The sequence below is a fragment of the Paraglaciecola sp. 2405UD69-4 genome, assembly GCF_047525415.1.
Lineage (GTDB): Bacteria > Pseudomonadota > Gammaproteobacteria > Enterobacterales > Alteromonadaceae > Paraglaciecola.
Genome location: NZ_JBLIXM010000008.1, coordinates 13,579 through 40,492, shown reverse-complemented (window position 1 = coordinate 40,492; position 26,914 = coordinate 13,579). Strand labels below are relative to the sequence as shown.

Here is a 26,914-nt window from a genome sequence, read left to right as displayed (position 1 = left end):
AACGCGACTTCTCAAGTTGTAAACTTGTCTACATAATGCTCAAGTAGAAGAAAATAATAATAAAAATACGCATTTTGGTTGTGCCTCAGCCAGATGATGTTTGGTTTTTCTGCGTATTAAAACCCGATTTCAACCGCACTAAAAGAGACATACACATGGACAAAAACACGAGAAGTAAACCTAGCAAAATTGCTACTGCAATCCACCTTGCTTTATTGCCCATAAGTGGAATGTTAGCGAGCACAGCAGTGCACGCCCAAGAGACAGCGCCAGTAGCTGATACAGCTATAGAGACTATTCAAGTAACCGCAACCCGCCGTTCTGGTTCTATCCAGGAAGTGCCTATTAATATTTCGGCACTTACTCCAGACTTAATTGAACAGCAAGATATTAGCGAACTTGAAGATATTGCAAAGTGGACACCCGGTTTAACCATTACTGACCAAGGTGGGCGTTCTAATGCACCTATTATTGTCCGAGGGTTAAATACCAACTCTTCTGGCCCTGGTTCAAATGGTGGTACGGTAGCGACCTACGTGGGTGAAATTCCGCTTCTCGTGAATATGCGTTTAATAGATATAGAGCGTGTTGAAGTATTGATTGGTCCACAAGGAACCCTGTATGGAGCAGGTACTCTAGGGGGGGCAATACGTTATATACCATCTCCAGTAGAGTTGGATATGACAAGCTTAGAAATTTTTGGCGATATTTCTCAAACTGCAGAAAGTGATAGCCTAGGTGCTGAAGGCGGGTTTGTTGTAAACGTACCATTAATATCAGATGAACTTGGCTTTCGTATGTCACTTAACTATTTAAATGACCCAGGTTTTATTGATTACAACTACCTGGTTAGAGAGCCAGGTGTATCTTTGCCTGATCCTGACTGGGATGATCCAGAAGATGTTGCTGCTAATTTAACTTCGGTTAAAGACGCCAATGGTGAGAAAAACCTAACGACGCGTGCAGCACTGCGCTGGCTGCCAACTGAATGGCTAGACACCACATTAACCTATTTCTATCAAAACCAAGAGTTGGAAGGCCGTAATATTTCACAATACAACTCCTTATCTTCTGAAAGTGAGTTGTATGGGCAAATAGGTAAATACGAATCTGCATATCGTTACTTAGAACCCTTTGAGCGAACTACCGATTTACTAAGTTTAGAAGTAAAAGCTGATCTTGGCTTTGCTGAACTAGTATCCGCCACAGGTATCACCGGCACTGAAACTATTGGTAACCGTGACCAAACAGACTTACTTATTCGTCTGAGCTATGGCTATGAAGAGTTCCCTTCGTTTGCTGCTTACACTGAAGATGCATCAAACAGAGATACATTTACTCAAGAGCTACGCTTAGTATCAACTAGTGATGGCCCATTGAGCTGGATTGTGGGTGGCTATTACAATAAAAATGAAGTTGACAGCTATAGTATTGAATATGCACCAGGATTTGATGAATTTGCCATAGATGTTTGGGAAGCAGGAGGCTTTTTACGCCCAGATTCAATCGAATATTATTCTCAAGGCAATAGTGAAGTCACTGAAAAAGCCGTCTTTGGTGAGCTAAGCTACGAAATTTCTGATAAGTGGAACGTGACTCTTGGTTTAAGGAAGTATTGGTATGAAGTGTCAGCGTCTTCCGCAGTCGATCTACCACTATTTTATACAACTTTCTTAGGTCGTGACCCAGACTCCCTAGAGTTTGATTTTGAGTCTGTTTATGCAGAAGACGATGGTAATCTTTTTAAGTTTAATACCAGTTATCAGTTTACTGACGACGTATTGGGTTACTTCACTGTAAGTGAAGGCTTCAGAATTGGTGGTGCAAATGATATCGCCGCTTGCCCAGACAATATTGACGAAATCGACACTCAGATTATTTGTGCGCTACCAAATGAACAATTGTACTCGGCAGACACCACAGTTAACTATGAACTTGGTATTAAAACCGCATGGTTTAAGAACAAGTTTTACCTGAATGCCGCTTTATTTAATGTAGATTGGAATGATGCACAGGTTAATGGAGCAACAATAAATGGCTCGGTTGGTTATACTGCAAATGCGGAAGGGGCAAATGCCAAAGGGGTTGAGATTTCAACTAGAGCTACCTTTAGCGATAGCTTGTCTGCTTATGCAACTTATTCTTATGCAAAAGCGGAGTTAACCGCTGATGCGCCATTCTTATTTGGTGTATTTGATGAGGATGTTCAGTATTGGTACGACGGTTCCGATGGTGATCGTTTACCCGGCTCTCCAGAAAGCTCATTTGCCTTTGGTTTAGTGTATAACGGCGAAGTTATGGGTAAAGCCTTAGATCTAACCTACGGGCTAACCGCTCAAAGTGACGTGTACTCTAAAGTTGGCCTCAAGGACGACGGTGAAGTATTACCAGGATATGCTTTGAGTAATGTGTCAGCTAAATTATCTGACGATGATTGGTCTGTGACTTTCTACATCAACAACTTGTTCGATAAGTACGCCTATACTTCGGTCCGTGGTGATCTTAGTCAAATTGGTTTAGGTCAGGAAATCAACCAGAATAGGTTCGATTTAACCAGAGGTTACGGACACTATATCAATACACCTCGTACAGTAGGCTTGAAGTTTAAATATACCTTTGAAATGTAAGCTTATTTAAAAAACGAAAAATGCGGGGTAACCCGCATTTTTTGATTTTGTCCCACAGAAACCCCAAGGAAATCCAATGAAACCTATCAAGTTTCTGCCCCATATTGCAGTCATGACACTAGGCATCTATTTAAACGCTGTTCATATAACAAGTGTTAATGCTAAGGCTAACGAAGAAACAAATACACCAGCATGGTTTGAAAATAAAACAAAAGATATTCCAGCAGAAAAGCTAAGTATTCTCGACTCCTCATTGCCGACTAGCTTGCTTGGGACTGTGGATAGATTTTATGAAGCGATGCGAGGCAAAACGCCTAAAGAAATTGAAGCATATCTAGATGGTATGATTGCGGTTGCTAACGCAAACAAATTCAATCCAGAAACGGATATGGCGTCAATTCCGTTAAATACAGAATCTCCTTTTTTCAATAGTTGGAAAGTAGAACGCCCAGCTAGTTTAAACCCCAAGCGAGAGCCTGGGCCAATTCATCTTAGTCGTTATGTAAACAATAGACACTCTGGAGTACAAACTTTTGCTGGAGCGCCTCTTGCGATTTACCCAGAAGATTTAATTGCAGGTAATGTGGATGTTGCCATAGTGGGCGCGCCCCTTGATATGGGATCTTACTATCGAGGCCAACGCTTCGGGCCTCAAGCTATGCGCACAGGGTATTACAGTGGCGGTGTTGATATGAATACCATGATCAACCCAAGTAAAATCTTAAGCATCGTCGATTATGGCGATATTGCTATTGATAACATGAGCACAGAGATTTCGGTGCGCCACGTAAGAGAGCGCGTAAAAGAAATCGCAGAAACAGGTGCTATTCCCTTCATTGTAGGGGGTGACCATAGCCTGGAGTATCCAGATATAGCAGGTCTAGCTGATGTTCACGGCAAAGGAAGCTTTGGAGTCGTACATTTTGATTCTCATTATGATGCAGGTAAAAACTACCCTCACTGGCTCACTCACGGACAACCGGTTTACCGTGCCGTAAAAGAAGGCCATGTTAAGGCCGAAAACTTCATTCAAGTAGGATTACGTGGTGCTTGGCCCGGGCCGGAAGGCTTTGAGTGGATGCGCAACAATGGTATGCGCTATCACACTATGGCAGAAGTTGAGAAAAAGGGCTGGGAAACCGTCATGAAAACCGTTATCTCAGAAGCCAGAGAGGGGGGCAAAAAACTATTTATATCCTTTGATGTAGACGTACTTGACCCAGCATTTGTGCCCGGTACTGGTACGCCTGTCCCCGGAGGCTTAACAATGCGAGAAGCCATTCCTATTGTTAGAGCCTTATGTACTGAAAATGAAATGGTAGGGTTCGAAATTGTAGAGCTAGACCCACTGCTTGACTCCACCTATCGCTCGGCCCTGAATGCAAACTTCATTATGCAAGCTTGCTTAACGGGTATTGCCATGCGCCACCAAGGTATAACCGAAGGTGATTATCTTTCTGAGTTAACCACAGAGCACATGCAGCCCATGGCTGGAGAAAAAGCCAAGGCCCAAGGGCTAGCGGAATCAATTGATTCGCAATATGCAACGCCTGATAAGCGCTAACCAGTTGAATAATATGTTAAAAACCTTACGTTAACTTAGAGTAACAATAGAATATGTTTAAAAAAATCATACGCATGCCCCTCGTTATCTTTGTGCTGGTAGGTGCAGCTGTGTTTGCGCTAGAAGCTTACCTTAGTGGTTCAGCACAAGTACCTGTTGAGCTTAATGCCACCAATAGAGCTATGTTTACCGAACAACTTGAAATGCTCACAGGAACAAAAGCAACAAAGGAAGATGTAGCTAAAATAGAGCAAGACTATATTCGAGAGGAAATCTTATTTAGAGAAGCGTTAGAAGCGGGATTACACCTTAATAGTGGCGAAGTAAGGGAGCTGTTAATTGAGGCTATGCAATACCAGCTTACCGGTGCTTTATCTGAGCCAACTGAAACTGAGCTGGTGCAATACTATTTAGAAAATATCCAAAACTACCAAATTGAAGCCGCTTATAGTTTTCAACATGTGTTTTTTGAAGAGCAGCCTCAAGCCCAATTACTTGAAAAAATTCAGGGAGGAGAAGAAATACTAGGTGACGAGTTTTGGCGAGGCCGACTGCTACCAGATTATGGTATCAGCATGATAAGGGGCATGTTTGGACAAGCTTTTTTAGCAGAAATAGAAAAGGCCGACATGAATACTTGGATTGGTCCAATAAAATCCATGTTGGGCTGGCATTTTATCACAGTACTCGATTATCAAGAGGTTAGGCCTTTAACCTTTGAACAATCTAGAATGCAGGTCAGTAACGATTACAATGTAGATATGTTGAATAACAAAATACACGGATATATTCAAAATCTAGGCGATAAATATGAAGTTATTCAACATGTTAAATAACTTCACTAAACTGGTTTTTGCTGCTCTTTGTTTATATTTTGGTGCCCTAAATGGGGCTAGTGCTGATGTGTTTAATACTGCAGAATTTAGGATCACGCAAAGTGAAGGGCCACTAAGCTACCAATTTACAGCAATGATCCCAAAAGACGTAGCCAGACAAACGGACTTGGTTTTGCCTGAATCTTGTGTCGTTAAACAATTCGATAGACAAACCCTCGGGAATCAACTTCAGCTAAATTACAATTTTAGCTGCACACAAGCATTTAATGATGACGCCAGTATCAGCACTCCTTGGGCTCTAGATGGTGCTCGCTTGTTTTCGGCAAATAACCAAGATGCTGAGCCTATCTTACTAAGCGGCGGCAACTCGGCCATGGTGGTGCCTTTGTCAAAAGTGAGTACTGTTGCGTTAACCTTAGGGCAAACAGTTCAAGAATATATATGGCAAGGCATGTTGCACATATGGTTTGGTTGGGATCATCTAGCTTTTGTATTGTGTCTCTGTTTATTGGCTTCTGGATATAGGTTATTTAAATTAATTACACTCTTTACCGTAGGACATTCCTTAACCCTAGTTTTGGCTTACTATCAAGTTGTGGTGATCCCTATTGCGCCGGTTGAAGTGTTAATCGCTTTGTCGATCGTACTTATGGCCTCAGAAGCTTTATCTAAGGGCTCAACAGGCAATAATAAATTCAACTCAAGCTCTTTTGTTACCGTGTTGCTATTTGGTTTGATACACGGCTTAGGCTTTGCCAGTGCGCTGTCTGATTTAGGTATGTCACCTGAGGCCATAGGCGTGTCACTTGCTAGTTTTAATATTGGCGTAGAAGTCGGGCAAGTCTTATTTATTTTGTGTTTAGTTGCCTTAAAAAAGGTTGTTAGCCATCAAAAGCTAGGCTCCTATACTAGACTCACATCACTTTATTTTGTTGGTGCTTTAGGCATGTACTGGGCCATTGAGCGTGTTGCAGGCTTTGGATTAGAGGCTCTCTATTAAAGTTTCTAACTTCTCGTTTATCTTTTTAAACTGGCACTGCTGAGCAAACTCTTTGAGTTCTTGATATACACCATCAGGAAAGTCAAACTCCTGATGGATAGTATTAAGCTTACTGGTAAAGCCAGACAAATACCCTATCTCGGCCAGTACTTTCAGGGCTTTATATTGGTTTAAGCCTGCTAATTTACCGTTTTCCTTGGCACTACTTGTTTGATTTTGCTCTGAAGTGGGGTCCTCTTCGTATTCCCAAGTGAGTTTAAGCCAATACCCTACTTTCTCTAGTAGCGCATTAATTGCAAAGGGTTTAACTAGGTAGTCGTTATGCTGCCCTAAAACAGTATTTGATACTTCTAGATCACGAACATTGGCTGAAATAATCACTATAGGCTGCGTAAATCCAGCCTCTCTAAATTGCTTGGCCGCTTGCCAACCATTGACTCCGGGCATTTTTAAATCTAGCAAGATTAAATCTATAGTGTGCGTATTTAGGGCTGACATAGCACTGAAAGCGGAGTCGGCTTTGATAACGGTAAAGCCAATTGGCTGTAATATATCATTCACTAAATCTCGCTGACCGGCTTCGTCATCTACTATCAATATGGTTTTTGGGGCCCCTGTGTATTGCTTGATAGTCTTTTGTGCTATGACTTCTTTTTTAAATACAACAAGTTTAGGTAAGTACAAACTTAATTTGAATTCGCTACCTTCATTAAGGGTACTTTTTACAGAAATGTCACCGCCCATCACTTCTGCTAAGCCCCTTGATATGGTTAAACCTAAGCCTGTACCCGTTGTTGAGCTTTCAGTTTCTGATACTCGCTCAAAGGGCCTAAATATTTGTTCTAGGTTTTGTTCAGAAATGCCACAGCCTGTATCTGTAACACTAAAGTGGGCCACTTCGTTTTTGTACTCAACGGTAAAGCGCACATAGCCCTTTGTCGTAAATTTAATGGCATTAGAAATAATGTTAATTAAAACTTGGCGCAACCTTTGTTTATCACCCGTTGCATAGTCTGGTAAGTAGCTAGGAAAGTCGTATTGAAAGTCCAAGCCTTTAGATACGGCTTGAAGTTTGAACATATTCACTAGTTGTTCGAGTAAGGGACGCAGTTGAATTTCATCCCTGTGTACATAAAGCCGTCCTGCTTCAATTTTAGATACCTCTAAAACACCTTCGATTAGGTCTGCTAAGTGCTCACCATTGCGCCTTATGGTTTTGATTGCCATGGCGGTATCATCAGCTAAAGAAGCATCTTTTGTTAATAGCTGAGCGTATCCAAGTAACACATTTAAAGGGGTGCGAAGTTCATGGCTTAGCCCAGCAAGGTACCGGCTTTTCGCTTGGCTTGAAGACTCTGCAGTGGTCATAGCTAGTTGGTAAGCTTTTGTGGTTTTTTCGTGGGCGCTTACCTCTGCCGCCAGTGCCGATGTTTGTTCTCTTAATTCTTTTAATGCCGCTCGAGTACTGGTGCGAGCAAGGGTAAACAACCAACTTATCACCCCAACAATAATTAAAATAAAGAAAAAGGTTTTCATCAGCAAAGAGGTAAATACCGCATCTAACTCTGGATCAGCATCAGGCATTTGCTTGTAAATTAATAACAGCACAGCAGCAATTATGCTACCCAATAAAACTGTTAAAAAGGCCCATTGGGCCACGGAGTTTGATAAAATTTGTGTGGTTTTTTCGCTGAAGAAGTTACGGCATACCGCCCTTACTTGTGCAGTAAAGGTTGCTGTTTCACGGCATTTATCCCCACACCTAACATCTAACGAGCAACATAACGAACAGATAGACTTCCCATAGGCAGGGCAAAAGGCCATGTCTTCTAGATCAAACTCATTTTCACAGCTAAAGCAGGTTTTTTGCGCTGGGGTATCCTGTGAGACGATCTCGATATTAGGCTCATTTTCTTCGCTAACTAGGTAATATTTTCCGCCGGTAATATAGCCAATAACAGGGACAGTGATAAAAGGGATCACAAAGGCTACATACGAGCCAAGTGCTTGGGTGAGCTCTCCAAACATACCTGAATGGGCACAAAAGCCAGCAGCAGATGCAATCACCATAGAAACAATGCCCACAGGATTGATGTCGTAGAGCTTAGAGCGCCTAAATTCAATGTGCTTAGGGCTTAGACCTAAAGGCTTATTTATAATTAAGTCGGCGGCAACTGAGCTTAACCAAGCTAAAACCAATACCGAATAAATTTGCAGCATACTCTCAATGGTTTGATATACGCCCAGCTCCATTAAAAGTAACGCAATCAAGATATTGAAAACCATCCACACCACCCGGCCTGGGTGATGATGAGTCAAGCGACTAAAAAAATTAGACCAAGCAAGAGATCCGGCGTAGGCATTAGCAACATTAATCTTAAGCTGCGATAAAATGACAAATATTGCCGCCACAGCGATACTTAAAGACTGGTCATTAAATATATAACCAAAGGCAATTTGATACATATGGGCGGGATCGTTGGCTAAGTCTCTAGCAACCCCTTGTTGTAGTGCAAAGTATGCTAAAAACGACCCTAAGAATAATTTAGCTGCACCAAAAATAACCCAGCCTGGCCCTGCTAAAACAACGGCAGCCCACCATTTTACTGGTTTAGCGCCATCGGCTCTTGAGGGCAAAAATCGTAGAAAATCAACTTGCTCGCCTATTTGTGCCACTAATGACAACAAAACAGCAGATGCAGCACCAAACAGTAGAATATTAAACTCGCTACCTGGCGCACCCGCGTCGCCTTCAAATGTTATCCACTCTTTAAAGCTACTTTCTGGGTGATTAAAGACATAAAGCAGTGGGATAAGTTGTAATACTATCCATATGGTTTGTGTCCAAATTTGGAAGCGACTGATATTGGTAATGCCGTGGGAAGCTAAAGGGATCACCACTAAAGCGCTTATGGCGTACCCCAACGATAGGGGAATATCTAGCCATAAAAATAAGGCCATGGCCATGATGGCGGCTTCTAATGCAAAGAAAATAAACGTAAAAGAAGCATAAATTAAAGAGGTAATGGTGGAGCCTAAATACCCAAATCCGGCTCCTCTGGTGAGTAGGTCAGCATCTACTCCATACCGGGCAGCATAATAGCTAATGGGCAAACCACTTATAAATACCACTACCACTAAGGCTAAAATTGCCCAAGCTGCATTAGTAAACCCATAATTAAGGGTAATTGCTCCGCCTATGGCTTCTAACACCATAAAAGACACTATGCCCAATGCTGTGATGGCAAGTTTTGAATATGACCATTTACGGGCCCGTCTTGAGGTGTAACGGAGTGCGAAATCTTCAATCATTTCGTTCGCAACGAGTTTTGTGTAAATACGTCTGCTTGTTCCTGCGTGATTGCTTGGTTGCGCTTTGGGCTTCATCTTAGGGTTACTTCTATTAATAGCAGGCTCCACCATAAACGGGTTGCAGGTTAAACTCCATAACGATACGTGTTGGTAAGTTTAAATTTTCCTGCAATCACCCGCCATAGGGATAAAGAGCGCTACGCCTACGTAATTTAACTCATGTCTTTTAGTTTGTTATACCGCAATAATCTAACCATTATCAAAGCAATAACCCATTTGAGTAGACTAGCTTCTACCTTCCAGTGAGGAATTCATATGAAATTAAGAAAGTTTATTACCACAAGCAGTATCATTTTAAGCTCATTGTTTTATGGCGTCGCCCAAGGTGAAGAAGACACCATCAAGGTAGGCGTTTTACATTCATTATCTGGCACTATGGCCATCAGTGAAACCACCTTAAAAGATACTGTGTTGATGATGATTGCCGAGCAAAACAAAAAAGGCGGCTTATTGGGCAAAAAGCTTGAACCTGTAGTGGTTGACCCAGCTTCTAACTGGCCTTTGTTTGCTGAAAAAACCCGAGAGTTATTGGCTAAAGACAAGGTTGACGTTATTTTTGGGTGCTGGACATCAGTGTCTCGTAAATCCGCTTTACCTGTGCTTGAAGAGTTAAACGGCTTAATGTTTTACCCCGTTCAATATGAAGGCGAAGAATCGTCTAAAAATGTATTTTACACAGGCGCCGCGCCAAACCAGCAAGCTATACCTGCAGTTGATTACTTAATGAATGATATTGGTGCTACGCGCTGGGTGTTGGCAGGCACAGATTATGTTTATCCGCGGACCACAAATAAAATTCTAGAAGCTTACCTATTGGCTAAAGGCGTTAAAAAAGAAGACATAATGATTAATTACACGCCATTTGGTCACTCTGATTGGCAAGGTATCGTGTCCGACATTAAAAAGTTTGGCTCAGCTGGTAAGAAAACAGCTGTGGTATCAACGATCAACGGTGATGCAAATATTCCTTTTTATAAAGAATTGGGAAACCAAGGTATTTCGGCTGAAGATATTCCAGTTGTTGCTTTCTCTGTAGGTGAAGAGGAATTATCTGGTTTCGATACCACCCCGCTCGTTGGTCACTTAGCCGCTTGGAATTACTTCCAAAGTGTTGAGTCAGACGAAAACGACGAGTTCATCGAAAGCTGGCAAGAATACATTGGTGACGAAGATCGCGTGACTAACGACCCAATGGAAGCCACCTATATTGGTTTCCAAATGTGGGCTAAAGCCGTTGAAAAAGTAGGCACCACTGACGTTGATGAAGTTGAACAAGCCATGATAGGCGTTGCTGTGCCTAACTTAACAGGCGGTACGGCTGTGATGAATGCAAACCACCACTTGTCTAAACCTGTATTGATTGGAGAGATTCAAGAAGACGGTCAATTTGAAGTGGTATGGGAAACGCCAGACACTGTAATTGGTGATGCTTGGTCTGATTACCTACCTAGCTCTAAAAACCTAATTTCTGACTGGACAGCGCCAGTAAGCTGCGGCAACTTTGACGTGAAAACCGCTAAATGTTCAGGTCAAAACTTCTAAATTAGTGTCGTTATTGGGAGGGTATTGGTGCGCCAAAGTAAGGCCCTATAATTTGCACCTCCCATTTTTGTTTATGTTAAGTGGCCCATTACGTTTTATGAATATTATGACTGTGTCATGGGCAGCATTAACTCAAAGTCCCTGGTCGTTCAGCTCTTGTAACTTTTAAGTTTGAGCTGGACACTTTTATTTGGGGAAAGGAAAAATTATGGGCAGAATATTTTCATTATTTTTTTTGTTGATCCTATCTAGTCAAGGTCATGCCTTGCAAACAGATAGCAGTTCAAGCACGGCTCTCCCCCCCCTGTTAGAGCAGTTACCTAGCACTAAATTGCGGGCTATGGGTCCACTTATCGAAAAAATAGCCCAAGTAAAAGATGTGAAAACCCGTCACATATTGCAATTAATGTTGGATGGTGAGCTTTACTACATCAAGGCCAACAAGCAGTTAGTACAAGCTGTGAAAACTGAAAACAGGCAATACCAATTAACGGATGCTTTAACGACTGAGCCTGTTTCTGTAGTAAAAAAATCTAAAATATCTAAAGTAAAAACCAATAATAGATTACGCAGCAGCTTACGTAGTTTGATTGCTAAAATAGACCTAACAGATGACGATAAAGAGGTAAGACTGCAAGCGGTTAAACAGTTACTAGACTCCCCCACCAAAGCCTCTACTGCCACCATAAGTGAATTAATAGACAAAGAACCTGACCAAGAAGTGCAAGAGCTTATGCAAGCAACTATGGCGTTGCAGCAACTCAGAGATGGTGAAATATCAGAGCAAATAACAGCTCTGAATACTTTGAGTGGCTCGCTGCAACCGGCAGTTAAAAATACTGTAGTCAACCTACTAAGTAACCTACAAGAAGATGATTTAACAGAACAGCAAGCATCATTAAAATTAGCCTTGCAGCAAACCCTAGATAGCATAGAAAGCCAAGCTAGTTTTTATGGCTTTATTGAAAATATATTTTTTGGTTTGAGTCTTGGTTCAGTGTTATTGCTGGCAGCAATTGGGCTGGCCATTACCTTTGGTGTCATGGGGGTAATTAACATGGCCCACGGCGAAATGATCATGCTGGGGGCTTACACCACTTATGTAATTCAAATAGCGTTTCCATCCATTATTGAATATTCATTGTTGATTGCGGTGCCCGCAGCCTTTTTGGTTTCTGGTTTAGTGGGAATTTTAATAGAGCGTGGTGTGATACGTTTTCTAAAAGGCAGGCCACTGGAAACCCTGCTTGCTACCTTTGGCATCAGTTTGATTCTACAGCAATTAGTGCGCACTGTGTTTTCACCTTTAAATCGCCAGGTAATTAGCCCTGAATGGATGAGTGGCTCATGGCAAATTAACCCTATATTCTCACTCACCTATAATCGCTTATACATAATTTTGTTCTCGATTATGGTGTTTGTTTCACTGCTGCTTATCTTGAAAAAGTCATCTTTAGGATTACACGTAAGAGCTGTATCACAAAACCGAGATATGGCACGGGCATTGAGTATTAAAAGTGACTGGGTAGACGCCATAACCTTTGGTCTTGGCTCTGGTATTGCGGGCATCGCTGGTGTGGTGCTCAGTCAGCTTACTAACGTTGGGCCTAATCTTGGTCAGGCCTATATTATCGATTCGTTCCTAGTGGTGGTATTTGGCGGGGTAGGCAATTTATGGGGAACATTAGTGGCCGCCATGTCACTTGGGTTAACTAACAAGTTTTTAGAGCCTCTTACCGGTTCAGTACTCGCTAATATTATTGTTTTAGTTGGCTTAGTGTTGTTTATTCAAAAAAGACCTAAAGGGCTATTTCCACAGAAAGGGCGGGCGGCAGACTAATGACGACTCAGGTATCAGAATCAAATAAAATTAATTCTTTGTTTAGTAGCAAGAACCCACTGCACCTAACCATAGGTATATTGCTCATAACCACAGTGTTAGTGACCTTAGGTAACTTGCTCTTCCCTGAAGGTTCTGCATTTCATGTGAGTGACTATACGGTAAGCTTGTTAGGTAAATATCTATGCTACGCCCTGTTAGCTCTAGCTGTTGACTTAGTGTGGGGTTACTGCGGTATTTTGAGCTTAGGGCACGGCGCATTTTTTACTTTAGGTGGCTATGCAATGGGCATGTACCTAATGCGCCAAATTGGTGACCGTGGCGTATACGGCAATCCAGACTTACCGGATTTTATGGTGTTTTTGAATTGGACTGAGCTGCCTTGGTTTTGGGCAGGCTCAGATAGCATATTGTGGATGGTCTGCATGGTGTTTTTAGGGCCGGGGTTATTAGCTTTCATATTTGGTAGCTTGGCATTTCGCTCCCGAGTTAGTGGGGTGTATTTGTCAATCATGACCCAAGCCATGACTTACGCCTTAATGCTGGCGTTTTTCCGCAACGAAATGGGCTTTGGTGGCAACAATGGGTTAACGGACTTTAAAGAGATTTTTGGCTTTTCATTGCAATCACCCAGTACCAAGTTAGGTTTGTTTATTGCCACCGCAATTATCCTATGTATCGCCTACGCTATTTGCCATTTTATAGTTAACTCAAAAATGGGCCGAGTGGTTACCGCCATACGTGATACCGAAAGCCGCGTACGTTTTGTTGGTTACAAACCCGAGCACTACAAAGTGTGGATTTTTGTAGTATCTGCCATGTTAGCTGGATTAGCTGGCGCTTTATATGTGCCCCAAGTAGGCATTATTAACCCGGGGGAGTTTTCACCTCTTAACTCTATCGAAATGGTTATCTGGGTGGCAGTTGGTGGCAGAAATTCACTATATGGGGCTATTATTGGCGCAGTGTTGGTGAGCTATGCAAAGACCAGATTTACCGCCATTATGCCAGAGGCATGGCTGTTCGCCCTAGGCGGCTTATTTGTTTTGGTTACCTTACTTTTACCTAAAGGAATTGCGGGTTTATTACCTAGTATTAAGCGAAGACTGATTACAAAAAAAGATGCTCCTGATGCTCAGCAAAAAGGAGCAAAGCTATGAATACAGATAAAGCCGGTACGCCACTTACAGCAAGCGAAAATATCGTACCTGATACTCGCCACGGGGTGATCTTGTATGTTGAAGATGTCAACCTAAGCTTTGATGGTTTTAAAGCCCTAAACAACCTGAACTTATATATAAATGATGGTGAGTTGCGCTGCCTTATTGGCGCCAATGGCGCAGGTAAAACCACATTGATGGATGTGATAACCGGCAAAACACGCCCAGATTCAGGTAAGGTGAGCTTTGGACAGCAAGTTGACTTATTACAACTAGACGAGTCTGAAATTGCCAGAGCCGGTATTGGCCGTAAGTTTCAAAAGCCCACTGTGTTTGAAGAATTAACCGTATTTGAAAACATCGAATTAAGTCTAAAAGGCGATAAAGGCATTTGGCGAGCCTTGTTTCATAAATTAAGCGGCGAACAAAAAGACCGAATTGCAGAAATACTGCATACCATTGGCTTAGTTGCAGAGTGCCATTACCCAGCGGGTAGATTGTCTCATGGTCAAAAGCAGTGGTTAGAAATAGGTATGTTATTAGCGGCAGAGCCAAGAGTATTACTAGTAGATGAGCCTGTAGCAGGTATGACAGGGCAAGAAACCGAGCGCACTGCAGAATTACTCACTTCGTTAGCAGGTAAGCACTCAGTAATAGTGGTTGAGCACGATATGGCTTTTGTGCGCTCTATTGCCAGAAAAGTCTCGGTATTACACCAAGGTACAGTACTAGCAGAGGGAACAATGTCTGAAATTCAATCTAACCCAGATGTTATTAAGGTTTATCTTGGTGAGGAGCAAGGCTAATGATCACCCTAGAGTCAGTGAACCAAAAATACGGCGGCACCCAAATTTTGTGGGACTTAGACCTCGCCATCAAACCCGGCTCACGCACCTGTATTATGGGCCGTAATGGTGTAGGTAAAACGACTTTACTTAAAACCATAATGGGGCTTTTACCCATAAGCTCTGGCAAACTGAGCTATGGCAGCCAAGACATTAGTAAAAGCTCTGTGGAGCTTCGCCCTGAAATTGGCATAGGCTATGTGCCTCAAGGTAGGCATATATTCCCCCAGTTAACCGTTGCAGAAAACCTAACTGTTAGCCTTAACTGTAAACGTCAAACTAGCAAAACGATTCCCGAGCATATTTTTAAATTGTTTCCGGTATTAAAAGAAATGCTGCACAGGCGCGGCGGTGATTTATCTGGCGGTCAACAGCAGCAACTAGCTATTGGCCGAGCCTTAGTATTAAACCCTGAGGTACTTATTTTAGATGAGCCCAATGAAGGTATTCAGCCCAACATAGTGCAGTTAATTCGTGACGTATTATTAAAACTAAATAAAGAGCAAGGAATGACCATTATTTTGGTTGAACAAAAGTTGCCTTTTGCACGGGCGGTGGGCGAAGAATTTGTACTGATGGAAAAAGGCCAAGTGATTTCATCTGGCCCTATGGTCGACTTAACTGACCAACTGGTCAGTAAATATTTGGCAGTTTAATAAAATCCATTTAGTATAAGATGCATTATCAATAGGTTCGTAATTAGGTAAACCATGACCGCAGCTCCATTAGCCGGTATGAAAAATCAATGGTTAGCAAGCTTGGATCTGCAATTGGGGTATTCCAGTCATGGGACTCAATTGACACGAACTAAGCGCTCTGGCCCCTTAACTATCCAAAAGGCGTTTTATCCAGAAGGCAGAGACTGTGCCCATTTGTATTTGCTGCATCCTCCTGCAGGTATTGTGTCCGGTGATAAACTAACTGTTGGGATAGATGTACAAGACCAAGCCCACGGGCTTGTTACCACCCCTGGGGCCAACCGTTTTTACAGAGCTCGTACTGACTTATCAATTGGTGATCCTAAGCAAACTCAAGTGACTAACATTACCCTTGGCGATAGGGCTAAATGCGAGCATTTCCCCCTAGAAACCATTGTTTATAACCAAGCTGACGGCATTAATAATGTTGAAGTCAAACTGCAAAAAAATAGTATGTACTGTGGCTGGGACATGACCTGCTTAGGTTTGCCTAGCTCGTCAGAAGCTTTTACAGGCGGCAGCTTTACTCAGTTAAACACCTTGTATTGTGATGATATTTTGCTGTACCACGACAGAGTGAAAATAGAACCCAGTAGTAAGATACAGCAACACGATGCAGGCTTAGCTAACAATACGGTATTTGGCACATTTTTAGCCTATGCCAGTGATGAGCAAGTCCCTCACGCTAAGCGCACTGAGTTAATTGGGCAGCTAAGAGACTTAGTAGACACCCACAATGCCAGCGAACTGATTAGTATTACTGACATTCGCCAATTATTGGTGATACGTTATCTGGGACAACAAGCCCATCAATGCAAAGATTTATTTATTGAACTGTGGGCACTTATTCGGCCCATTTATATCGAAAAACAAGCTATTCAGCCTAGAATTTGGTTTACATAAAAGGTAAGTTTTTATTGCCTCCAAGTCATAACTGTAGAGATCACCATGGATTTATTACCAAGAGAAAAAGACAAACTACTATTGTTTACCGCGGCTTTACTGGCGGAGCGTCGCCTAAAACGCGGTGTTAAGCTTAATTACCCTGAAGCCATGGCGTATATTTCTATGGAAATTATGGAAGGGGCGCGAGACGGCAAAACCGTAGCCGAAATGATGGACTATGGCCGCACTTTGTTAACCCGCGACCAAGTCATGCAAGGCATTCCTGAGATGCTAGCAGAAGTGCAAGTTGAAGCTACTTTCCCCGATGGTACTAAGTTAGTCACAGTACATAACCCTATTGTTTAACAGAGGCCACTAAGATGATCCCAGGCGAAATTAAAACCGATGCAGGCGAGCGTTTACTGAATGTAGGCCGCGAGCAAATTACCGTGACCGTAGCCAACTCTGGCGACCGCCCTATTCAAGTAGGCTCTCACTATCACTTTTATGAAACCAATGCTGCCCTTACCTTTGACCGCGAAAAGTGCAAAGGCTATCGCCTAGATATTACCTCGGGCACAGCAGTACGTTTTGAGCCAGGCCAAGAGCGCGAAGTGACCCTTGTACCTTTTGCAGGTAAACGCCGGGTTTATGGCTTTAGAGCCTTAGTCCAAGGAGAATTATAATTATGGCCAGTATTGATAAACACGCTTACGCTCATATGTTTGGGCCCACAGTAGGTGACCGAGTACGTTTAGCAGACACAGATCTATGGCTTGAAGTAGAAGAAGACGCCACCGTATACGGTGAAGAGGTCAAATTTGGTGGCGGTAAAGTTATTCGCGATGGCATGGGGCAAAGTCAGGCGTCATGCCACGATACCCCAGATGTGGTGATCACCAATGCTTTAATTTTAGACCACTGGGGCATAGTCAAAGCAGACATAGGCATAAAAGATGGCCGCATTGCGCAAATCGGTAAAGCCGGTAACCCAGACATTCAAGACGGCATTGATATTGAAGTAGGTCCAGGTACCGAAGTCATAGCCGGTGAAGGGCAAATTCTTACGGCTGGTGGTATAGACGCGCACATTCACTTTATTTGCCCCCAGCAAATAGACGAAGCGCTAATGTCGGGCGTAACTACCATGATAGGTGGCGGCACGGGGCCAGCAACTGGCACCAATGCCACAACCTGTACGCCGGGGCCGTGGAATATCCACAAAATGCTGCAGGCCACTAATGATTTCCCCATGAACTTTGGCTTTTTAGGTAAAGGTAACGCCAGTTTGCCACTTGCAATAGAAGAGCAAATTGAAGCCGGTGTGTGCGGCTTAAAACTCCACGAAGACTGGGGTACTACGCCAGCTGCCATAGATAACTGCCTATCGGTAGCCGAGCGATACGATGTCCAAATAGCGATTCATACCGACACCCTAAACGAGTCTGGCTTTGTTGAAGATACAATAGGCGCCTTTAAAGGCCGTACTATTCATACTTATCACACAGAAGGCGCTGGTGGCGGTCACTCGCCAGATATTATTCGTGCCTGTGGTGAGCCTAATGTATTGCCATCATCAACTAACCCGACACGCCCTTATACGATTAACACCATAGACGAGCATTTAGACATGTTGATGGTGTGTCATCACTTAGACCCGTCTATCCCTGAAGACATCGCCTTTGCTGACTCTCGTATTCGTAAAGAAAGTATTGCCGCCGAAGACATAATGCATGACTTAGGGGCGATTAGTATGATTGCCTCAGACTCACAAGCCATGGGCCGTGTGGGCGAAATGATCACCCGTACTTGGCAAACCGCCCATAAAATGAAGCAACAGCGGGGGCCACTTGCACCAGACACCGAGCGCAACGACAACTTTAGAATTAAGCGTTACATTGCTAAATACACCATTAACCCAGCCATTAGCCATGGTATTAGCCACGAAGTAGGCTCGGTTGAAGTGGGTAAACTAGCGGACCTAGTGTTATGGAAACCCGCATTTTTTGGTATTAAACCTGCGATGATCATCAAAGGCGGATTTATTGCCGCAGCGCCTATGGGTGATGCCAATGCATCTATCCCAACACCGCAACCCGTGTATTACCGCCCTATGTTTGGCTCCTATGGTTCGGCCTCAGCTAAGACCTCAATGACCTTTATGTCTAAAGCGTCTATCGAGCTGGGCGTGCCAGACAAAATAGGTATGACTCGTTTAGTCGGAGAATGTAAAAACACCCGTAATGTGGGCAAAGACGACATGATCCACAATAACTGGCAGCCAAAAATCGAAGTAGATGCACAAACCTATGAAGTGCGGGCCAATGGTGAGCTACTTACCTGTGAACCTGCCACCGAATTACCGTTAGCACAGCGATACACACTGTTTTAATTGTGCGGCACATTAGATTTTGTTTTTTAAAGATAAGAAACAGATTAGATATACTAGGAATTAACTAAAACATGTTACAAGCATTTGAGCGCCTTTCGCACACCCATGACCCGATAGATGATTCTATTACCTTGGATCAAGACACCCGCAAAAAGGCGCGTATCAAAACCACCACAGACAAAGGTCAAGCTTTGGGAATATTCATGGAGCGCGGCCACCCTTTGCTGATAGGTGAAGTGGTAAAAACCGAATGCGGGCAATTAATAGAAGTAAAAGGCCAAGAAGAAGAGGTATCAACCGCCATTGCCAGTGACTGGATGAGCTTTAGCCGCGTATGTTATCACTTAGGTAACCGCCATACTTCGTTGCAGATAGGTGAAAAGTGGGTGCGCTTTAAGCCCGATTACGTGCTAGAGGAACTAGCCGAAAACTATGGCCTTACCATAGACAAAACCCCAGCCATATTTGAGCCAGAGAATGGCGCCTATGGGAAAAGCGCCCATGGTCATTCTCACGGGCATGGTCACTCCCACGACCATTCTCATGATTAAAGCCACAGCCATGAAATCGCAAAATCAAAACCCTTTGCAACTTAATCGCTTGTTGCAATTGTGCAGCGCTAACCTACCTGTAGGCGGGTTTTCGTTTTCTCAAGGGTTAGAATACGCAGTAGAAATGGGGTGGGTAACATCAGCAGAAGCAACTAAAGACTGGGTAAGCTTTAATTTAGCTCAGTCTATAGCCAATACTGATTTGGTTTTGTTAAACCGCTTATACAAAAGTTTAGACGACCATGATTTACAGGCATTTATGCATTGGGACCAACATTTGTTAGCTTGTCGCGAAAGTAACGAACTGCTATTGGCCGATGTCGCCATGGGCAAAGCCTTAATGCGCCTGTTAAAAGATTTACAGGCCATAGACAGCGCACCCTACATAGATTTAATTACTCAAAAAGAGATTAGCTTTGTGAGTGCCTTTGCCTTAGGGGCTTATTTGTTTGACCTTGATATGAGGTCGGCACAAAGTGGCTTTTGCTGGGCATATATAGATAACCAAGTTGCCGCAGCCACTAAGCTTGTGCCCCTTGGGCAAACTCAAGCTCAAAACCTATTATTTGCAATAACCGAACAAGTAGAGCAAGCAATAGAGCAGGCTAACCAACTTGATGACCAAGATATAGGCGCAAGCTTACCCAGATTAGCCATGGCCAGTGCTTGGCACGAAACCCAATACACACGTTTGTTTCGTTCTTAATAAAACGAGCAGACCAATAAGATAAATAGAAAAGAAGTGAACTATGAAAAAAAATAAACAAGTTTTACGCATCGGCGTTGGCGGCCCAGTTGGCTCAGGTAAAACAGCATTACTCCGTATGCTATGCCTTGAACTACGTGATAAATACGACATGGCCGTAGTGACAAACGATATCTATACCCGTGAAGATGCCGAGTTTTTAACTCGCAACGATGCCCTAGCCGCTGACCGCATTTTAGGGGTAGAAACAGGCGGTTGCCCCCATACAGCCATCCGCGAAGACGCATCAATGAACCTAGCGGCTATAGACGACTTACAAGAACGCCACCCAGACTTGGATTTTGTGCTAGTAGAAAGCGGCGGCGACAACCTAAGTGCCACCTTTAGCCCAGAACTTTCTGACCTAACCTTATACGTGATAGATGTATCAGCGGGCGATAAAATCCCTCGTAAAGGTGGCCCAGGTATCACCAAGTCTGACTTACTAATAATCAATAAAATAGACGTAGCAGAACTAGTGGGCGCATCACTAGAAGTCATGGACAGAGACGCCAAAAAAATGCGTGGCGACCGCCCTTTTGTTTTTAGTAACATGAAAACCAAACAAGGCTTAGACGAGATCATTCAATTTATTGAAAAAGAAGGCATGCTACAAATTGAGAGTGAAGGTTAAGCTTAAACAGGCTATGCCCAGCCACCCAATATATGTCAATATACCCATATACAGAATTAACACTTTATAGGAACCAATTATGAAATATTTATTCACCTTACTATGCCTTTTTGCAACCAGCGCGATGGCACATGAAGACCACGCCCTAAACGATACTTTTCATATCGCTTACCACATTGTTTTTTGGAGCTTATTTGCTTTAGTGGCTTATAAAGGTGTGATGTGGTTTAAGGCTAAAAAGAAAAGCCAACAAAAGTAATTCTATTGAGCGATATTAAGCAAGCGCTCTGCTGAGTGCTAATTATAGTAGTTTCTAACGGATATAAAAAACGGCCTAACTATGGCCGTTAAACTACGTAAATACGTCATTTGAAACTTATCAGCAACTTACTAAAGAATAAGTTACGTCAAAGAGTCAGAAGTAAGAAAACATAAACTGGTAAAAGCCCAGTTTTGTTGGCAGCTAGGGACAGCTCCTACAAAATTTACGCTATGGTTACATTGCGCGACGGCGACTTAATATCAACCCAACTAATGCAGTAACAAGCAGCACAAAACTTGAAGGCTCATTAACCTCACTAGCCTCATCACTTACTTGGCGCACTAACCATGTGCCGATGCTTGGCGAGGGATCTACAACTCCTAAATTACGATTAAAAGACAACCGGTCATCTGATAAAACATCGAAATCATCTATTCTAGCTACAAACCGCTGTCCCTCAAAAAGCGAATCGGATGTATAACCTATTGAAAAGGCATCATCATAAAGATATACAACGTCGAGTTCTTCTGTTATGTATTCAAGCCAAGTATCCCCAAAACTTTGTAAAAATGACTCCACTAGTGGCTCCTCAACCCCAAAGTCATGGATTAATTCCGTATCTACATTTAAATCGAAATCAAAATCTATACCGAAATACGTGTAAAACAAGTCAGCAATACCTTGCACTGACACCGTTTGCCATCCACTTTGATCACTTTCAGCTAGAACTTCTACGTCAATCATTGCCTCCAAAGTTGCATTTGACGCCGTTAAAGCAGAACCATCTAATAACCCATCAGACAAATCCGCAATTACACCTTCATATGTAATACCGTTTGAAATGGTTAAATCTAGCCATTCCCAAGTTTGACTGGAGCCATTATCAAAATAACGGACTTCAGTGACTTTATTACCATTATCACTAAACGTACTTGAATATAAAAGAGAAGCCTTCACGTTAATTGAGAGTAGTGCGAAGAAAACGCACAAGACTATTTTATTGTACATATGTAAATCCTTTTAGTTCGTTTGATATTTATTCAATCACTGCGAGTAATTGAAACCATAGAGAAAATGACTTCATTTTGTAAGCAAGCACTAATTAAGCCAAAATAGGAAATGTCAATACAATCAAAGGGTAATAAAAATACCCTGATGGCGAAAATTAATTAGTGTAAAGTAAGCTGACAGAATTATCGACTTGCACTCAAAAATATTATCTACACATATTGCTTCCAGTATGCGTTATTAAAGCTCTAGTTTGATTAAATTTGCTTTAACAAAAAGTTAAATAATAGACAAATTGATAAGAGTTATTAGTCAACCGAAATAAAAATTACGCAGCCCCCTATTTTACTATTTCCATGCTTCCATGCTTCCCTGTGAACTGGTAGATTGCACAGGCAGGTGTATTCGAGAAGATAAAGCAGGGTATATCGCAAGCCATCACAGCCCCATTCTAGAACGAATAGGCATTAATTCAGAGCAGTGGTTAACTCTCACCACAGAGTTTGAACGGCACTTTCATACCGCAGTTGGCAGTGAGCATATGTTACAACAATTCAAACAGCACACAGGCCATCAGCGAATACGAGGGATGGCGAAGGTAAGAGCCTTACTCCAATCGGCCTAAACATCTAACACTCCATTTTTTATTAAAGCATCCAACAACCATTGGAGCTTCTTGCTGTTTGAAATTCAGGATTGAGTAAGAATTTAAATGTATTACCTGCAGTAACAATCCACACAACGTCTGATTTCATCAAACTAAACTTCAAAAATAAGAAACACCTGAAATTTATGACTTGTTGATAGAACTGCGATTGGGTATTTTATTGCCATGCGTGTCTTATTATTAGTTATTATTACTAGTAAATTTATTAAATTTCGTTACGGCCAAAACGGCTTTCACTGGGCGCGCAAAAACACGCGCCCGCTATTGAAAAGTTAGGTACTCCATGAAAACTGAAAAGGAAATTCTCGCTGAATTTGTCGCGCTAGTTTTTAGGGCCAATGATGCTTTCGATTGTCTATCTAAAGAGAATTTAATGAAGGGCTCTTTAACTTCAGTTCGCATAGTGGCAAATGATGCAATAGAAATTTCATCTCAAATGCGCAAAACAGATCAAGCCGAGCTTGATTCAAAACTATTGTCTATTGGTTTACCATCATTGAGTTCATTACAAGACAAGAGTTTCAGAGAATTCTTGAAAGTTCTAAATCGAGGTAGTATTAAAAAAGAGCAAGAGTATCGTTTGGTAAGCTCTATTTCAAAAACAGAACTGTTAAGTAACGAACAGCAAGAGAGTGCTTACTATATGTTAGAGCGTTATGAACTCTAGATACGATGAAAAATTTTATTAAATGGTTACTGGTGTACTCACTTTTCGGCTTAAGTTCAGCGTTTATTGGGCAAACCGTAGAAACCAGAGGTGAAATGATAAGTGATTAGGCATGATTTTTAATGACGCCCAACATAAATTTTCAAGGCATGTTCTTGAATGCAACGCTCATGGCAGGACGTGCTAGTAGAGCTATTGTTGTACTAGAAATTTACAATCAAGTTGTTTCACAAACTAACTGTGCCGTGAAGTTATAATTAAGTTTTTGAAGGGTAAAATTTATGCACCGCTTAATCTCCCAAATACTTGGAGCCATAACGCTTGCGCTTATGACATCACTAAGTGCAGCCCAAGACTTACCAATTATTGACCAAAGTGATCGGGAACAATATTGGATTGAGAAAAAGCCGTTCGACTTCAATTGGAAAATGGTTGGCGGCCCTAGATACCGTCCTATGGATAGAAGTGATACAGGCTATTGCTTCAATGCAAGCTTTATCATTGATAATGTTGGCGCTGTAAAATTCGTTAAGATTCTCAAATTTTTCCCCGAAGACTATAAGAAACTAAAATATGGTGCGCTGGTGAAACAATTAGAAACACCAAGAGTATGGAGTAAATACCGTTTTACCCCTGCCCCGCAAAATAGCACCAAGCAGCCTATTCAAACGAACCTCATATTTTTTCAAAAAGGCACAAACCCATCTGATGATAAATATATCAGCGATATCGACACGGCTTGCGCCCTATCCCTAAAAGAAGCTTTGAATGCGCAAGGCGCAAACGCATCTATTGATTTAGCGGCTATAAAGGCCAAAGGCAAGCAGACTCTCCAAGATTTTTATTCTACTTATAGCTGTAACAAAAAAATGATTGATTGTGCATGTGCCCATGAAAAATTTGAAGCCAAATGGAATGCGCTTGGCATCGCAGCCAGTATACAAAATATGGATATCGCTGCGATTGATAATGCTTGCAGGATTAAAAAGTCAGATGATGAAATCATCGCAAAGATTAAAGCTGACGCGGCTAAAATGCGTACAAATATCTGCGAGAAAATCCCCGCTATGCAGGGGTATGATTGCGGATGTTATGAACAGCTCGAAGTTGAAAAGAATATAGAGATAAGCAAAATCAATCCCTATGGCGTTCAATCAGCAAGCCGCATGAGTAGCGAAAACCTTAAAGCATTAAAAGACATCAACCGCACTTACAATCAACGGTTAACACAAGAATGCACTGTTAGCGATGGCAGCTAACTCCAAGCTGAGATTGAAAAAGAAAGCCTCAGTTCAGTGCAGAAAGACGCTTATATATTAACAAGTCTTTAAAAAGGCCACCCAACATAAATTGACTCCTAGGAGGCATCGATAGTGATTTCACATATTACGTTAGGAACTAACGATCTTAATAAAGCTATTGGGTTTTACGACCAAATTCTCAGTCTAATCGGTTCAAAACAAGTGGTAAAGACCGAAGACGTTGTGTTTTATGCATTTCCAGGCTCTGATACAAAGTTATCCATTACTAAACCACATAATGAAAAACCTGCGACATTCGGTAATGGAACCATGTTGGCTCTCAAAGTTAGTAGTAATGAACTTGTTGAAGAGATCTATCAGCTAGCAATTAGCTTAGGCTCGACTAGCGAAGGAAAGCCTGGCCCTCGAAATGAAAATGCTTATTTTGCCTCTTACTTTAGGGATTTAGATAATAATAAAATCGCTATTTTTCATAGAGATAATAGTGTAAGTGCATAACAAACCACTCAAGGCACTGGCGCTGCTCGCTAAGACGCTTACACATGGACTGCGTCACATCGTTTCTAATTTTCGCCCCTTATTCAAAAGCTATGAACTCTAGATACAATGAAGAATTTTCTTAAATGGTTACTGATGTATTCACTTTTCGGCTTAAGTTCAGCGTTTATTGGGCATGCCGTAGAAACCAGAGGTGAAAAGGTAAGTGATTGGTGACTAGCATTATTGTTTGTTGGCGGTCTGTAACTGTCTTCTTTAATCTAATGTCGGTGTAGCATATAACAAACCCATTAAAATCGCTCTAAACTGCTTAACTGTTGCCACTCGCTTACTTTTTTATATCGGAAGAGTCATACTTAAAAGTAAGTTAATTCGATTTCTACATAAATTGCTTAGCAAGAAGATAAACCCCATGAAGAAGATATAAATGATCCCACTGGTTTTTCATCCAATTTATAGCCAATTAGTACTGCCTGCAAAACATAGGTTTCCTATTGAAAAATATAATGGGATCCGCCAAAGGCTTGCGGCTGAAGGTGTTGCAGATGATTGGTTTTTTAAACCATCTAAAGTCGATATTGACGACCTGCTATTGGCTCATGATTCCAATTACGTTAAAAGTTTTGTAGACGGTACTATTTCTCAAAAAGCAATAAAGCGTATTGGCATGCCTTGGTCAGATCAGTTTGTAGAGCGGACTTTACATGCAGTCGGTGGAACCGTTTTAACCAGTGAATTGTCAATGCAGCATGGCGTAGCTTTAAACTTAACTGGTGGCTATCACCATGCATTTTATGAGTTCGGATCGGGCTTCTGCGTTTTTAATGACATCATAATGAGTGCTAAAAATATGCTAAAGCACGATTCGGTAGATAGAGTGTTAACCTTTGATTGCGATGTTCATCAAGGTGATGGAACGGCATTATTGGCCGCTGGAGATGATTCCATATACACAGTCTCTCTGCATTGCGAGAAGAACTTCCCCACTAGAAAACAACAATCAGATCTAGACTTTCCGTTAGAGCGAGGTATGTCTGATGATGAATATTTACATACAGTAGAGTGCGCTCTGGCTGTTGCCTTTAATACTTCGGTACCTGACGCCGTGATTTACGATGCAGGAGTTGATATTCATGAAGCCGACGATTTGGGGAACTTGAAAATAAGCACCCAAGGCGTGTATGAGCGTGACAAGTTGGTTTTTGATGAATGTAAACGCCGCGGAGTCCCTGTTGCTGCTGTGATTGGAGGAGGATACCAGCGTAATATCGACGATTTGGTTGAGGTTCATCTTCAGCTTTATAAAGCTGCTGGTGTGATTTAGCCTCACAGTTGAAGCGTTAAAAAGTAAGGGAAACCTCAAGGTCAGAATTTGAAACGTTAAAAAAACCAAAACGTGTTGAACTTATCCCAATATTCCCAGTCTATTTATATAGTTTTTATGTGTGTGTTCTCATTTTTAAGCCTGATATCTTTATCAGGCTTTTTTTGCCTGCTTTTCCTCTTATTTGTAGTGGTTCCCTCTAGATAAGTTAATGGGCTCAAGCCCAACCTACCGATTTGTTGTATTCATTGCTTTGTGTGCACTGCTTCCGCTTTTGATTTACCTGCGGCTGAAACTTAACCCAAAAAACGGCTGTCCTTTTGGGGTAGCCCGATAAGTCAAAAGTTTCTAAAGACAACCATTCTTAAAGTACTGGTTTGAGACTTACGAGACTGAGGCATGACAGATCATCCTAGGTTGTATTAACTTCTTAAGGCTAGGTGTTTTGCTAATTTTTAGATTGGGTGTCATGATTAGAAATTTGCTAGGGAACCTTAAGTTGCCATAACGCAAGCAGTAAGGTTTTTAAAAATAT

At 42.0% G+C, this 26,914-nt stretch carries 23 protein-coding genes and 1 pseudogene; 22 read left to right on the top strand and 2 right to left on the bottom strand.

The window, feature by feature from the left end:
* Positions 1-155 precede the first annotated feature (155 nt).
* The 4 genes from ACMUMK_RS17960 to ACMUMK_RS17945 all read left to right on the top strand — a co-directional run bounded on the left by ACMUMK_RS17960 (position 156) and on the right by ACMUMK_RS17945 (position 6,027).
* On the top strand, positions 156-2,627 hold the full coding sequence (locus ACMUMK_RS17960; protein WP_414702532.1) for a TonB-dependent receptor: 2,472 nt from the start codon (positions 156-158) through the stop codon (positions 2,625-2,627).
* Between the two features lie 76 nt (positions 2,628-2,703).
* Positions 2,704-4,191, top strand: a complete 1,488-nt coding sequence (locus tag ACMUMK_RS17955) for an agmatinase family protein (protein ID WP_414702531.1) — start codon at positions 2,704-2,706, stop codon at positions 4,189-4,191.
* A 53-nt stretch (positions 4,192-4,244) separates the two neighbouring features.
* Positions 4,245-5,027: a peptidyl-prolyl cis-trans isomerase gene (locus ACMUMK_RS17950; RefSeq protein ID WP_414702530.1), complete on the top strand. Its 783-nt coding sequence runs from the start codon at positions 4,245-4,247 to the stop codon at positions 5,025-5,027.
* Complete coding sequence (locus tag ACMUMK_RS17945; RefSeq protein WP_414702529.1) at positions 5,002-6,027, top strand: HupE/UreJ family protein; 1,026 nt, start codon at positions 5,002-5,004, stop codon at positions 6,025-6,027. Before ACMUMK_RS17950 ends, ACMUMK_RS17945 begins: the two co-directional genes overlap by 26 nt.
* On the opposite strand, the gene ACMUMK_RS17940 is transcribed toward ACMUMK_RS17945, so the two are convergent.
* Positions 6,010-9,414, bottom strand: coding sequence for an ATP-binding protein (locus ACMUMK_RS17940; RefSeq protein ID WP_414702528.1), 3,405 nt, complete (start codon positions 9,412-9,414; stop codon positions 6,010-6,012). The two genes, ACMUMK_RS17945 and ACMUMK_RS17940, sit on opposite strands and share 18 nt — an antisense overlap.
* Before the next feature lie 240 nt (positions 9,415-9,654).
* Between ACMUMK_RS17940 and urtA the strand changes: the two genes are divergently transcribed.
* The 13 genes from urtA to ACMUMK_RS17875 all read left to right on the top strand — a co-directional run bounded on the left by urtA (position 9,655) and on the right by ACMUMK_RS17875 (position 20,950).
* A complete protein-coding gene (urtA, locus tag ACMUMK_RS17935) occupies positions 9,655-10,941 on the top strand; it encodes an urea ABC transporter substrate-binding protein (protein WP_414702527.1) in 1,287 nt (428 codons plus the stop codon).
* A 208-nt stretch (positions 10,942-11,149) separates the two neighbouring features.
* Complete coding sequence (gene urtB, locus ACMUMK_RS17930) at positions 11,150-12,781, top strand: urea ABC transporter permease subunit UrtB (protein WP_414702526.1); 1,632 nt, start codon at positions 11,150-11,152, stop codon at positions 12,779-12,781.
* Positions 12,781-13,941 carry an urea ABC transporter permease subunit UrtC gene (urtC, locus tag ACMUMK_RS17925; RefSeq protein ID WP_414702525.1) on the top strand — a complete coding sequence of 387 codons (1,161 nt, stop codon included), beginning with the start codon at positions 12,781-12,783 and terminating at the stop codon, positions 13,939-13,941. Before urtB ends, urtC begins: the two co-directional genes overlap by 1 nt.
* Positions 13,938-14,747 carry an urea ABC transporter ATP-binding protein UrtD gene (urtD, locus tag ACMUMK_RS17920; RefSeq protein WP_414702524.1) on the top strand — a complete coding sequence of 270 codons (810 nt, stop codon included), beginning with the start codon at positions 13,938-13,940 and terminating at the stop codon, positions 14,745-14,747. Before urtC ends, urtD begins: the two co-directional genes overlap by 4 nt.
* Positions 14,747-15,442, top strand: a complete 696-nt coding sequence (urtE, locus tag ACMUMK_RS17915) for an urea ABC transporter ATP-binding subunit UrtE (RefSeq protein WP_414702523.1) — start codon at positions 14,747-14,749, stop codon at positions 15,440-15,442. The genes urtD and urtE overlap by 1 nt, the downstream gene beginning before the upstream one ends.
* A gap of 54 nt (positions 15,443-15,496) precedes the next feature.
* Entirely contained in the window at positions 15,497-16,387 is an 891-nt protein-coding gene (locus tag ACMUMK_RS17910; protein WP_414702522.1) for an urease accessory protein UreD, read from the top strand.
* Positions 16,388-16,432: 45 nt separating this feature from the next.
* Positions 16,433-16,735, top strand: a complete 303-nt coding sequence (gene ureA, locus ACMUMK_RS17905) for an urease subunit gamma (RefSeq protein ID WP_133468934.1) — start codon at positions 16,433-16,435, stop codon at positions 16,733-16,735.
* A gap of 14 nt (positions 16,736-16,749) precedes the next feature.
* Positions 16,750-17,055 (top strand): urease subunit beta, encoded by a 306-nt coding sequence (locus ACMUMK_RS17900; RefSeq protein ID WP_133468933.1) that lies wholly within the window; start codon positions 16,750-16,752, stop codon positions 17,053-17,055.
* Between the two features lie 2 nt (positions 17,056-17,057).
* Positions 17,058-18,761, top strand: a complete 1,704-nt coding sequence (gene ureC / locus ACMUMK_RS17895; protein WP_414702521.1) for an urease subunit alpha — start codon at positions 17,058-17,060, stop codon at positions 18,759-18,761.
* Positions 18,762-18,832: 71 nt separating this feature from the next.
* Positions 18,833-19,312, top strand: coding sequence for an urease accessory protein UreE (ureE, locus tag ACMUMK_RS17890; protein ID WP_133468931.1), 480 nt, complete (start codon positions 18,833-18,835; stop codon positions 19,310-19,312).
* Positions 19,263-20,018, top strand: a complete 756-nt coding sequence (locus ACMUMK_RS17885) for an urease accessory protein UreF (protein WP_414702520.1) — start codon at positions 19,263-19,265, stop codon at positions 20,016-20,018. Before ureE ends, ACMUMK_RS17885 begins: the two co-directional genes overlap by 50 nt.
* A 43-nt stretch (positions 20,019-20,061) precedes the next feature.
* Positions 20,062-20,691 carry an urease accessory protein UreG gene (gene ureG, locus ACMUMK_RS17880; RefSeq protein WP_133468929.1) on the top strand — a complete coding sequence of 210 codons (630 nt, stop codon included), beginning with the start codon at positions 20,062-20,064 and terminating at the stop codon, positions 20,689-20,691.
* A gap of 79 nt (positions 20,692-20,770) precedes the next feature.
* A complete protein-coding gene (locus ACMUMK_RS17875) occupies positions 20,771-20,950 on the top strand; it encodes a hypothetical protein (RefSeq protein WP_414702519.1) in 180 nt (59 codons plus the stop codon).
* Between the two features lie 237 nt (positions 20,951-21,187).
* On the opposite strand, the gene ACMUMK_RS17870 is transcribed toward ACMUMK_RS17875, so the two are convergent.
* Positions 21,188-21,910, bottom strand: coding sequence for a hypothetical protein (locus ACMUMK_RS17870; protein WP_414702518.1), 723 nt, complete (start codon positions 21,908-21,910; stop codon positions 21,188-21,190).
* 424 nt (positions 21,911-22,334) lie between these two features.
* On the opposite strand from ACMUMK_RS17870, the pseudogene ACMUMK_RS17865 reads away from it, so the two are divergent.
* The 5 genes and pseudogenes from ACMUMK_RS17865 to ACMUMK_RS17845 all read left to right on the top strand — a co-directional run.
* A pseudogene (locus ACMUMK_RS17865) lies at positions 22,335-22,586 on the top strand (hypothetical protein); the annotation flags it as partial.
* 325 nt (positions 22,587-22,911) lie between these two features.
* Positions 22,912-23,295, top strand: a complete 384-nt coding sequence (locus ACMUMK_RS17860) for a hypothetical protein (RefSeq protein ID WP_414702517.1) — start codon at positions 22,912-22,914, stop codon at positions 23,293-23,295.
* Positions 23,296-23,576: 281 nt separating this feature from the next.
* A complete protein-coding gene (locus tag ACMUMK_RS17855; RefSeq protein WP_414702516.1) occupies positions 23,577-24,554 on the top strand; it encodes a hypothetical protein in 978 nt (325 codons plus the stop codon).
* 114 nt (positions 24,555-24,668) lie between these two features.
* A complete protein-coding gene (locus ACMUMK_RS17850) occupies positions 24,669-25,055 on the top strand; it encodes a VOC family protein (RefSeq protein WP_414702515.1) in 387 nt (128 codons plus the stop codon).
* Between the two features lie 427 nt (positions 25,056-25,482).
* Positions 25,483-26,379: a histone deacetylase gene (locus ACMUMK_RS17845; RefSeq protein ID WP_414702514.1), complete on the top strand. Its 897-nt coding sequence runs from the start codon at positions 25,483-25,485 to the stop codon at positions 26,377-26,379.
* Positions 26,380-26,914: the final 535 nt, after the last annotated feature.